The organism is Desulfobacula sp. (assembly GCF_021107415.1).
On the sequence record NZ_JAIOSW010000477.1, the window covers coordinates 1 to 8,683 of the forward strand.

Consider the following 8,683-nt stretch of genomic DNA (forward strand, 5'->3'; position numbering starts at 1 on the left):
CAAGAGACGGGAAAAGGAAAGGGTCTGGGGTTTACAATCAATATTCCCCTGGAAAAAGGGAGCCGGGCAAGGGACATCGGAAGAGCTCTCTATTTTCTTGCAGGGCCTGTTGCACAAGAGTATAGACCTGAAATAATTCTTGTTTCTTTCGGGTTTGACCTTTATATTCACGACCGCCTGGCAGGTATGAAGGTGACGCCGGGCGGATACGCCGTTATAACCGCACTTCTCCTTGAGATGGCAGAGCGCTCCACAGGGGGAAAAATAGCCTTTGTCATGGAAGGGGGCTACAGCATAAAGGGTATCAGGGAATGCGGCCTTTCCGTTATGAAGGAGATCTGCAATGTGCCGGGTGTAAGCGAGGATAAAATAGATAGTATCCGTAAAAGTGATATCAACCGTTTGTCCAGCCTCAAGAGGGTCACCAAAATCCATAAAAAATACTGGAAGGTACTTCAATAAACTGCCTGGACTGTCATATGGCGATTTCCACCCCTGTCTCCTGTCCGATGACAATCCGCTGAAACCATATTTTTTTTATATTCATTGCCTTAAAAAAAATAATAAAATTCCAATGACTTACCATGAGATTGTACAAATAAAATCCTTTGGCACACTTGTTGAAAGTATTTTAGATAAAGGCAGATAAAGGCAGATGAAGGTAGATAAAGGCAGGTAAAAGTATCTACTTGACGCAAATTATAATTATGGATAAAATATCTTAAAATAGAGCATATAGGAGGCTGCATGGATCAAAGCCTTGAAAGCACAAAGAAGACACATTATTCCCGTCTCTTTCGCAGGTTCACTTTCCTCACTATGGTTTGCTCGCTCGCGCCCCTGCTCCTTGCCGGATGGGCAATCAATACTCATTATTCAAAATTTGCCAGAGAACGGATGGAAAAAACACTGCAGACCCGGGTTGATTACCACAGGAAAATTATAGAATTTTTCCTGGAGGAAAACAGAACCCAACTTGATTTCATCATCCGTACGCATTCAATGGCCTCCCTGATAGAAAATGATCTTCTCAACCATATTTTTAAGACAATCAACTCTGATTCCTGGATCATGACGGATATCGGCATCATTGGTGAAAACGGAGATCATCTGGCTTACGTCGGACCTTATGACCTTATAGATAAAAACTATTCCGCCACATTCTGGTTCAAGGAAGTTATGGAAAAAGGAAGCTATACCAGTGACATGTTTATGGGATTCAGGAAAGAACCCCATTTTGTAATGGCGGTTATAAAAAACGAAGGCGGACACCGCTGGATACTGAGAGCCACGATCAACACGGACTGGTTTCGTTCCCTGGTGGAAAATGTAAGGATCGGCAAGACGGGTGATGTATACATTTTAAACAGCGAAGGGATCTATCAGACCACTCCCGGTTCCGGCGGCCAGATCATGACGTTGGCGTCGGGATTTGAAGCTGGAATTCATGATGATTTGAAATTCAGGTTTCTTGAAACAGGTGACAAGGATGTAAAGACAAGAAAAATTGTCTGCGAAACCTGGCTGAAAGATCCAAAATGGCTTCTGGTGGTAAGAATGGACGAAAATGAACTTTTTGAAGAAGTCCGCCATGCCAACAGGGCAACTATGTTCTCACTGCATCTTAGCGCACTGATTATCCTTATTGTCACCGTATTCATCACCCGTCACATGGTTTCGGTTATCAAAAAAAGAGACAACGAGGTTGAAGGTATGAGCAGGCAGCTCATGCAGACCGGGAAACTGGCATCCATAGGAGAACTTTCCGCAGGGGTCGCCCATGAGATAAACAATCCCCTTGCCATTATCATGACCGAATGTCAGCTTCTTCAGGACGCGGAAAAAACAAAACCCATAACAGATGAAACCCTGGGAGAACAATTCTCAGGATCACTTAATCAGATCGACACACAGGTCCGCCGGTGCAAACATATTACAAGAAACCTTATGAAGTTTGCGCGCAGGACCAAATCCGTCATCGAAACAGTGGATATGAACGTATTTTTAAAAGAAGTGATTGATCTCATGGAAAGGGAAGCCAAATCAGACGGCATAAGTTTCAAATCCATTATGGACGACGAACTTAAGCCCATCCTGTCTGATCCATCACAGCTTCAGCAGGTATTTTTAAACCTTATCAACAATGCAATAGCGGCCCATGAAGACAAAGGCTACGGCATGATAACCATAGCCACCCGCCCTGCAAAGGACAAAACCGGAATCGTTATTACCGTGGAGGATACCGGAAGTGGAATAAATAATCAAAATATTGATAAAATTTTTGACCCCTTCTTCACCACAAAATCTCCGGGACAGGGTACAGGTTTAGGTCTCTCCATCTGTTACAGCATAGTGAAGCAGCTGGGGGGTGACATTGCTGTTGAAAGTGATATTGGGAAAGGAACGCTCTTTACCCTTACCTTTCCGCTCAAACCGCCCGAGGATCTTATGAAGCAGCAATGAGACTGATTATATATAAAGGAGCTAACCATTAACGGTTTTAAATAAGGAGGATACATTATGATAGGAAGCAAAATTTTACTCGTGGACGATGAAGAAATATTTTGTGACAACATGGCCAAACTGCTTGGAAACAGGCAATACAAGGTTACTGCTGTTTACAACGGAGAAAGTGCCATCCGTGCCCTTGAAAAGGAAAATTTTGATGTGGTTGTTCTTGATCTGAAAATGCCGGGGATGAATGGTATAACAACCTTAAAGGAGATTAAAAAGCTGGGTCTTTTCACGGAAACACTTCTCCTGACGGGCCATGGTTCGGTTGACGCTGCCATAGAAGCGATCCGCCTGGGTGCATATGATTTTCTCACAAAACCCTGCGAAATTGATGAACTTGTTGAAAAGATCGAGGGCGCATGGAGGAAAAAAGATGAGGCCTGGAAAAAGGATTTGGAAGAAAAACTGAAAAAAGTTGTGGAATCACCCTCATCTGTCTTCAAGCTGTTTGATTGAGCAGTATGGCATGACCCAAATGAGAGTACCGAGCCGCCTCTGAAACCATATCAACAAGGGGCGGCCGGTTTTTAATGTTTTTACTCAAAACGAGACTCCGAAACGCATCCATTTAAAAGTCTCCCGGATTTCTTGAGGAACGTTTTTTCCCACTTGTGCCATAAAGATATTTTCAGGTTTCAGACAGATATTAGGCTCGTTGGTCAGATACTCTATCAGTCCGAAACCAGCGTAAAGATTGATCAGCATATTTCTATAGGACTGAACGCTTAAACCTGAATAATCAAGGTCCCATGTCCAGGAATAGGCAGTAAGATAAACAATTTTTTTCTCCAATTCCGGATCACGGAAAAGAGGGAAGAGAAGTTGCCGCGCAATCCCATGGTTTCTAAATCCCCTTAATACTTCAACGGCTTTGATCTCCATCATGATCCCCTCACCTAATTTTGCCCAGCGCTCTTTTACATTCGGGTAATCAAGGACGGAAAAGCCTACAATGGTTTTGTTATCCAAAATGGCAAGAGTTATACCAGCGCCCTTTTTTGCAAAGCACTCAAGGGTCTCTCTCCTGGTATAGATGGACGTATAGTGTGCATGGCTTGTAAAATCAGAAGCAAATATCAAGTCTTGAATACGATCCACGGTTAATTTCGATTCAATGTGAACCTTGCCCTTTTCTATTTCAATACATTTGTTAATTGTTTTTTTCCTTAAATAATGGATATTGTCCAAGAACCTAGTATATCATTGTTTGTGTATGCATCAACCATAAAAAACATTTTAAATTTCATAAAACGGTCTTATCAAGGTGTAAAAGAAACTGACACCCATCATTAACAGGAAAACAAACAATCAGATGCTCTATATTCAGTTTTTCAAAATCCCAAGACATAAGCGATGATAAGCATCCCACTTTGGAAATGTTTCCAATTATTATTGCCCTGGCTGACAATTAAAAATGCAATTTTCATGGCATGTTATTTGCTGATAAAAGTATTAGGGTATAATTTTTAGTCAGACAATCCAAAAGTAAGGTGGGACAAATGACAAAAAAAATTAAAGTTTTAATAATTGACGATGAAGAAAGGTTTTGCACAACCACATCAAAATTATTAACAAAAAAAGGATTTGAAACCAAAGTTGCCCATAACGCCGAACAAGCCCTGAATATTTTAAACCACACTCCCCAGGATGTTATTGTTCTGGATATTCAGATGCCAGGCATGGATGGACTTTCAGCCCTGACTGAAATAAAAAAAATAGCGCCTGAAACCAAAGTAATCATGCTGACCGGGTATGGCAGCAAGCATTCTGCATTAAGAGCACTTGTCAGGGAAGCATTTGATTATCTTAAAAAACCCTGTGACATAGATATGCTTGCTTTACGGATTCATGACGCCTATACGGAAAAACATAATGGATTTAAATTCGATGACAAAAAAGCAATAAATATAATGACCCGTACTAGTGCACAGACAACAATCTCAGCAGACCTTACACTACTTGATGCTGTAAAAAAAATGGAAACCAACCACATGTTTTTACTGGTTTTGGATGAGGCGAACCTTCCGGTTGGCGGGTTGACAATAATGGATTTTTTAAAGGCTGCAAGGCCTGATTATATTGCAGAAGACATGGCATCCACCCCAAATACTTATCAATTTTCACCTGTTTTCTGGGATGGGCTTTTTTATGATCGAATGAAAGAAATAAGAGATATAAAAATTCGGGAAATCATGTCAAAGCTCCCACCGGTTATTAATGAAAACGCCAACCTTCTGGAAGTGGCGGATCTTATGTATAAGGAACAAAAAAATCTATTGCTTGTCAAAGGGATTATAAAAGCAACCGGCATTATCAGGGATCAGGATCTGTTTTTAGAAATGGCCCATACGATATTGAAGTGAAGAATGGCTGTCCAGGGTTTTTTCAGACAAAAAACGCTGAAATGTACTTTAATGCGATAAAAAGGATACAACAGGTTAAAATCCCTTTAATATATACGGGTTGAATATATTTTTGAACCCTTGCTCCCAGATACATGCCTAAAATTCCACCAGAGCCGAACAACGCCCCAAGCATCCAGTCCGGAGATACGGCCACGTGAGGGTATACAAATGATAAAAGCTGATAAAAAATCACACCGGAAACCGAGGTGACAAATGTACCCAGAAGAGCTGCCCCTGCAATCACGTGTACGGGCAGACCAATAATTGTGACCAGTATCGGTGCGATAATTGATCCGCCTCCAATGCCATATATCCCGCCAATGATTCCAACAAAAGAACAAATAACGTATATGGTTAACTGTTTGTAAACATATACGTTTCCTCCAAATTTAAAAGAAACCTTGTTGAACGAGGACTCCATGACGGTGAGACTATGAAAATCCATACTTTTTAGCGGCTCACCTTTTTGCCCTGCTTTATTGGTACTGATAATATCCTTTAAAAGCTTCCACCCGATATAAAGCAGAACAAACCCTGCAAACACCTTGAAATTTTTTGGATCAGGCAAATACTCGATGCGGACCCATGCACCGATAAAAACCCCGGGCAAGGTTCCGATAATGATAGCCCTGGCCAAAGGCCATAACATTCTTTTTTCTTTAATATACCGATAGACCCCGCTGGGAATGGCAATGATATTGAAAACATGATTGGTGGCGGAAACAGAAGGTGATGTATACCCAAGGATACTCATTTGAAACGGCAGTAATAAAAATGCCCCGGAAATACCGCCCATTGAAGTGAAAAATGAAACAATAAGAGCTGTGAAGAAAATAAGATACGGGTTGGCATGGATTTCAGCAATCGGAAAATACATTTTGCCCTCCGGGTTCTATGGTATAGTCCGGGGAGATGGCCTGGCAATTACCATCCCTCCGGACTCTTTTTATTTAACCTTAAAAAACCCTCAGGTCAATTATGAATTCAAAATCTTTTCCATTTCAAAAAACAGATCCTGCTCCCTTATCACCCCCACGGTTTTGTCGGACAATGTAACAAGAAGACGTCTCTCATTGGTCTGAATCATGAGGTATGCCGCCTCCATAAGGTTTGATCTGCCGTCAATGGAAACCGGAGAAGGTGACATGAAGTCACTGATGCATTTATCCTTGACATTCTGGATTCCCTTATTGAACATTCCTTTCCAGAACATGGGAGAAAATTCAACACTGTCTGCCAGGGATGGCTTGGGTGCGGAAAGATAGTCCGGCATGAGCGTTTCCAGCAGATCCCTGATGGTCAAAATTCCTTTTATTTCCTTGTCAGCATCCCTGACCAGGATCGAACGATGACCGGTTTCCATCAGTTGAGTTGTTGCCATCTTTGTAACAAAAGATTTCTTCAGCTCGTTGATGGCATCCTGTATGGTTTTTCTTTCATTAATGGTGGAGTACTCTGTAATGGGAATCATTACAGATGTAACCCATCTTTCCTCGTGACCGGACAATTTATTTGTCTGTTGGCAGGCTTCCTTAATTTTTTCTGCCAGATGATCAATATCACAGGGTTTGCTCAGGTAGTCAAAAGCGCCTTCAACAAGGGCTTCTCTTGCAGAAGGCTTGTCCCCGTGACCGGTCAGCATGATGACCGGAAGATCCGGTTTAAGCTTTTTTATTTTTGCCAGGGCCTCGTGTCCGTCAATCCCCGGCATTTTGATATCCAGAATAACCACATCCGGGTTCTGATTAATTTTTTCCAGGGCCTCTTCACCGCTGCCTGCAAGGATGGTTTCAAACCCTTTTTTCATCAATATTTTTTTGGTCGTATCCCTGAACCTTTTTTCATCATCCACCATTAACACTTTTATTTGTTTTGTCATTTATATAGTCTCCTTATTGACCAATACTTTTCATAATATTTACGTGATACCTGAATTTTATCCTTTTATTAAACAAATGCTATTATTGCTGAATAAATCAAAAAAAACTGAACCGGCATGGAAACCAGCAGAATTACCACTGCCTGTTTCCATGTAAACCCACAGGTATTTTTAAAGCCTGTGTATATCAGCCACCATTTCCAGGGCTCGGTAAACCATAGAAGAAAAGGCAGCCATGACATAAAAAGGGTCACCCCGGATGAAAAAGCATACAAACTGAATATAATGGAAAAAGCGCTGCGTTTTCCAAAGATCAGAACCATTGCCGTATATCCCAGTAATGATGAAATAATGATCATTCCTGCGGCATTAACAAAAAAAATGATTGCCATTATCCAGACAGGTTTGGAATAGGCTCCGGTTAAAAGACTTGCACCGGCAAAAAAGCCACAGCAAATCACCATAAATCCTAATGTCCTTCTCAAAGTTGTCTTCTCGGCAAGTTCCTTGAAAAATAATCCGGGTTCAATCAAAAGCTGAATCAGAGAATAAGAATAAAACCGCCAGCTTTTTAAAGTGGATTCCAACATCATCGCACTCTCCTTTGAATATCTTCAGATATTGATTCCAATTCTAAAGTCATACCAGTTTTACAACTATACCCATCACCAGCATGAAGATTGTCATAAAGAAAAAGAATTTTCGTTCCGTTTCTTTGGTGAAAAGCAGTTTCCCATTTTTCAGTATTGTTTTTTTCGATTCTGTATTTTTTATTTGTTTATTCATATCAACATCCATTTAAAATGAGTTAAAACCCCGGCATTGTGCCAAATCCTCTTAATGTCCAGTAAACACCGGTCAAAAGGAGTAAAACAACATTGGCAACGAAAAACATGGGAATACCCACCCTGAGATAATCTTTGGGCTCAAGGTATCCACTGGCGTAAACAATTGCATTGGGCGGTGTGCCGATAATCAGGCAATACGCAAAAGAAGATGCAATAGCGGTTGCCATGGCCATGAACGGGAGATAAGAGGTTCCGGGATGAACCATGCCTGCCATGTTCAGGGCAATCGGTCCCACAGAAGCCGCAGCAGGTCCGTCTGCCATAAGATTTGTTAAAATGGACGTCAATCCGTTACTGACTGCCATTAACGGAAGGCCTGCTTCCATGCCGAATTGTGATAAAAAATCGATGACGGACCGTGCCAGCCAATAGGCTGCACCGGTGGAATCCAGGGTTCTTCCAAATATAATGGCACCCGCGTAAAGCCAGACAACCCCCCAATCCACTTTGTCCTGGTAATCCCGCCAGTTGCAGACTCCGGTCAAAATATAGGCAACCGCACCTGCTATGGCAATGACACCAATGCCCAGCCGGATGGGATAAATGCCCATATTAAAAAATACTTTTTCCGTAAACCATCCAAATACCATGATTACAAATATGATCAAAGCCCATATCTGTTTTCCATTCCATGATCCCATTTTATCAATTTCCGTCTTTAGATGATCCATGGCAGGTGCCAGAGAGACAATTTTAGGCCTGAAACGAAGATTGGTGATAAACCAGGTAACGGGAATCATGACGATGACAAACGGAAAACAATAAGTAACCCATTGGAAATAACCAACGTCAACGCCGAACATATCGGTTAAATATGTCATCATGATCACATTTCTTGCCCCGCCGGAAGGCGCTCCCGGCCCACCGATATTACAGGCCATGGCAATGGAAATCATGAGCAGTTTAGCCAGTTCCTTGTCTTCGGGGACTTCCTCGGTAAGGCTGTTCTGGTATAACAGCATTCCAATGGGAAGAAACATGGCAGCCAGGGCATGATCAGATATAAATGGTGCCAGAGGGGCTATGATCAAAAAGAA

Annotated in this window: 9 protein-coding genes and 1 pseudogene; 4 read left to right on the forward strand and 6 right to left on the reverse strand. The window is 41.8% G+C overall.

Annotation, left to right across the window (positions count from 1 at the left end; translation table 11 throughout):
* The 3 genes and pseudogenes from K8S13_RS23785 to K8S13_RS23795 form a co-directional block, all read left to right on the forward strand.
* A pseudogene (locus K8S13_RS23785) lies at window positions 1-462 on the forward strand (hypothetical protein); the annotation flags it as partial.
* Between the two features lie 285 nt (window positions 463-747).
* A complete protein-coding gene (locus K8S13_RS23790) occupies window positions 748-2,463 on the forward strand; it encodes a PAS domain-containing sensor histidine kinase (protein ID WP_291466216.1) in 1,716 nt (571 codons plus the stop codon).
* Window positions 2,464-2,520: 57 nt separating this feature from the next.
* Entirely contained in the window at window positions 2,521-2,970 is a 450-nt protein-coding gene (locus K8S13_RS23795) for a response regulator (protein WP_291466217.1), read from the forward strand.
* 84 nt (window positions 2,971-3,054) lie between these two features.
* Here the strand turns inward: K8S13_RS23795 and K8S13_RS23800 are convergent, their stop codons facing one another.
* Window positions 3,055-3,702, reverse strand: a complete 648-nt coding sequence (locus K8S13_RS23800) for a GNAT family N-acetyltransferase (protein ID WP_291466218.1) — start codon at window positions 3,700-3,702, stop codon at window positions 3,055-3,057.
* 311 nt (window positions 3,703-4,013) lie between these two features.
* Here K8S13_RS23800 and K8S13_RS23805 point away from each other — a divergent pair, with 311 nt between their 5' ends.
* Window positions 4,014-4,877: a response regulator gene (locus K8S13_RS23805; protein WP_291466219.1), complete on the forward strand. Its 864-nt coding sequence runs from the start codon at window positions 4,014-4,016 to the stop codon at window positions 4,875-4,877.
* Window positions 4,878-4,899: 22 nt separating this feature from the next.
* Here K8S13_RS23805 and K8S13_RS23810 read toward each other — a convergent pair whose 3' ends face one another.
* The 5 genes from K8S13_RS23810 to K8S13_RS23830 form a co-directional block, all read right to left on the reverse strand.
* Window positions 4,900-5,796 (reverse strand): sulfite exporter TauE/SafE family protein, encoded by an 897-nt coding sequence (locus K8S13_RS23810; RefSeq protein WP_291466220.1) that lies wholly within the window; start codon window positions 5,794-5,796, stop codon window positions 4,900-4,902.
* Window positions 5,797-5,895: 99 nt separating this feature from the next.
* Window positions 5,896-6,798: a response regulator gene (locus tag K8S13_RS23815; protein ID WP_291466221.1), complete on the reverse strand. Its 903-nt coding sequence runs from the start codon at window positions 6,796-6,798 to the stop codon at window positions 5,896-5,898.
* Window positions 6,799-6,866: 68 nt separating this feature from the next.
* Complete coding sequence (locus tag K8S13_RS23820) at window positions 6,867-7,391, reverse strand: YIP1 family protein (RefSeq protein WP_291466222.1); 525 nt, start codon at window positions 7,389-7,391, stop codon at window positions 6,867-6,869.
* Window positions 7,392-7,437: 46 nt separating this feature from the next.
* Window positions 7,438-7,584 carry a hypothetical protein gene (locus K8S13_RS23825; RefSeq protein ID WP_291466223.1) on the reverse strand — a complete coding sequence of 49 codons (147 nt, stop codon included), beginning with the start codon at window positions 7,582-7,584 and terminating at the stop codon, window positions 7,438-7,440.
* 22 nt (window positions 7,585-7,606) lie between these two features.
* On the reverse strand, window positions 7,607-8,683 hold a 1,077-nt coding region (locus K8S13_RS23830; protein WP_291466224.1), incomplete at its 5' end, for an SLC13 family permease.